3 protein-coding genes are annotated in these 1,907 nt (G+C 54.2%); all 3 read right to left on the bottom strand.

Annotated elements, in window-relative coordinates; genetic code table 11:
* Window positions 1-215 (bottom strand): hypothetical protein (locus FBQ85_29835; GenBank protein ID MDL1879332.1); only part of this gene is annotated, 215 nt, incomplete at its 3' end.
* Between the two features lie 36 nt (window positions 216-251).
* On the bottom strand, window positions 252-767 hold the full coding sequence (locus tag FBQ85_29830) for a hypothetical protein (protein MDL1879331.1): 516 nt from the start codon (window positions 765-767) through the stop codon (window positions 252-254).
* Between the two features lie 193 nt (window positions 768-960).
* Entirely contained in the window at window positions 961-1,905 is a 945-nt protein-coding gene (locus tag FBQ85_29825; protein MDL1879330.1) for a TonB-dependent receptor, read from the bottom strand.
* Window positions 1,906-1,907: the final 2 nt, after the last annotated feature.

The raw sequence follows: 1,907 nt of genomic DNA, 5'->3' as shown, positions 1-1,907 counted from the left end.
CCCGGTTTGCCTTTGATCACCGTGCCCGCCTCGATGGTGAGCATGGCGCCGTCCTCGACAAACACAAAGCCGTTCAACAGATAAATGTTGTCCGCCGTCCAGGTCACGTTCTGGCCCGGCCCGATGTCTGCATCAAAAACATTGACGATAGGGCGATCCTGCGCCAGCGCTAAAATCGGAAACCACAAAAACAGTAGACTAAACTTGCGAAGCATGTAACACCTCCCTAGCGAGTTGAGAAATGGGATGAATTATGAGCGAGTATCCGATTGAAACATTTGCCGGGCCGTGAGCAACATCTCATGCACGGTTCGGGCGATGGTTTCGGACAATTCCATTTTGCCTTTCATGGCTTTGATCATCACAGGCACGTAAAGCAAATCCTCGGGTTGGCGGGCTATTGCAAACTCGTCGCCAGCTTTTTTGCCTTCAAATTGCGCAAGAAACTCAGGCGCAATGTCTCGGGCGTTTTCGATCACGACACTGGTGATCGCGCCGCCGGTTGCAAGGCCAACCAGCACATTAAACTCATAGCTGTCAATTGTCAGCGACCGTTGAATAACGTGCCCCAAAAACTTTTCTTCACCGGGAGCATAGCCCTGATCCCAGGCGTCGCCGAGAAGTTGGTCGCCGGAAACGCGCACGTTGGTGCAAGCGTCAGCGCCGGGAAAAACCAGGGCACATTTCTGTTTGGTCAATGGTTGCTGCGCCTGCGTAACGGGGGCAGCCAATAAAGCTCCCATCAGGATGAGATTGAAGATTCTCATATTGAAGCTCCTTTCTTCATGATGCCGGATTGCCGGCGATTATGAGGGCCGGGGTCTGGGTGCGAATTTCACACCAGACCCCAAACCCATCGCCTCTAGAAAGGAAGCCCGTGAAGATCAAGACATGTTACAATCGTCGTGTCATCAACTCGCCAGGGAGGTGAATGACGGTGCGCGAAACGACACTCCCGTCCTACTCGATATTGTACGTCAAGCCGAGAGAGTACGTCCGTCCCAACTTATGTTCACGGGACACGTAATCCACTTCTTTGAAGTGATGCACCTTGCGAATGCTGGTATCGAGCAGATTCTTTCCAGAGGCTTTGATTGTCAAGCCGCTCCACACGCGTTGCGAAGCCGTCAAATCAAGCGTGCCGCGCGGCTGTTCGTAGATGTTCGGCGTGCCGCCCAAACTGACTTCAGACAGGCGCTTGCCGAAGATGTTGTAATAAAGTCCCGCCGTGGTGCCGCTGGTGATGTTGTCATAAGACAAGTCAACATTCAGCAGATAAGGCGACTGACCTTGCAACTCACGAGTGCCGCTGGCCTGCGGGTCAAGCTCGCGCAGCGTCGCCAGCTCTTTGGCGGGAATATCGACTTGCGAATGCACCAGCGTGAGATTGCCGCCGATCTGAAAATTTCTCAGCGCCGGGGCAACGCGATCCAGGCGTTGGCGCACTTCGAACTCCGCGCCAAACACGACAGCCTCGGCAACGTTTTGGAATTGGCCTTGATTGTTATTGGACACGATGGCGCGCTCGATGGGATTTTCAAAACGCTTGTAGAAGCCGCTGACGGCGTAAATCTCTCCGGGTCGCGCGAACCATTCCCAGCGCACGTCATAATTGTCGACCAGCGTGCGCTTGAGATTCGGATTTCCGACAAAGATGAAATCGCCGACGAAATCAAACGAGGCGAAGGGCGCCAATTCGCGGAACGTGGGACGCGCCAGGGTTTTGCCGTAGGCGGCGCGCACGTTCATGTTTGATTGCAACTCATACACAAAATTGATCGACGGCAGAAAATCTTCGGTTTCCAGCCCGCCCCTCGGCTTTTGCGGATCCTGGCGGGCAACGTTCATATCTGTGGTTTCGAAGCGCACGCCGCCAATGAAGCGCAGCTTGTTTAACAGCGGCAAGT

The sequence above is a fragment of the Cytophagia bacterium CHB2 genome, assembly GCA_030263535.1.
Taxonomy (GTDB): Bacteria; Zhuqueibacterota; Zhuqueibacteria; order Zhuqueibacterales; family Zhuqueibacteraceae; genus Coneutiohabitans.
This window is presented reverse-complemented; position numbering and strand designations above follow the sequence as displayed.